Source organism: Vibrio sp. 10N.222.55.C6 (genome assembly GCF_041473395.1).
In the GTDB taxonomy this organism is placed as follows: Bacteria; Pseudomonadota; Gammaproteobacteria; order Enterobacterales; family Vibrionaceae; genus Vibrio; species Vibrio crassostreae_C.
In genome coordinates this window covers 1-554 of the sequence record NZ_JBFRSD010000304.1, presented here as the reverse complement: position 1 = coordinate 554, position 554 = coordinate 1, and the positions used below count along the sequence as shown (strand labels likewise).

At 42.1% G+C, this 554-nt stretch carries 1 protein-coding gene; it reads right to left on the bottom strand.

Annotated elements, in window-relative coordinates; genetic code table 11:
* Positions 1–458: IS1595 family transposase (locus AB4486_RS23800; RefSeq protein WP_372119052.1), on the bottom strand; the 458-nt coding region annotated here is incomplete at its 3' end.
* Positions 459–554 lie beyond the last annotated feature (96 nt).

The window sequence follows — 554 nt, the reverse complement described above, 5'->3', positions numbered from 1 at the left end:
CCCTTTGTTTTACCGCCCCAATATGCATCATCGAGTTGCACTATGTAATCGAGTTGTCTTTTATCATCACTCTCTTTCATCGCTTGCATGAGCTTATGCTTCATGCGCCATGCCGTGTTATATGAGACTTCAATTAGTCTTGATAGCTCTAGTGCTGATATGCCGTTTTTAACTTGAGTCAACAGGAAGATGGCGAGAAACCACTTAGTCAGTGGCAGCTTGGTGTTATCTAGGATAGTTCCAGCGGTGAGAGAGGTTTGTTGGTGGCAGGTGTTGCATTGATATAGCGAATGCCGCTTTAGCTTGCAGTATTCTTTACCGCCACAGCTAGGACAGATAAACCCATTACCCCACCTAAGATTAAAAAGTCTTTCATAGCACTGAGTTTCAGTCCCATAAAGGCTATTGAAACGGATTAATGATACACCTTTTTGAAACTGGATCTCATTTCTAGCCATAAACACCTCTCAAACCAATGATCCGAGTATAGTGTTGGTTGGAAAATGATCAAGCTGAAACTAATGCGTAATCAGGTATTTGTTTGGCTCAGTGTG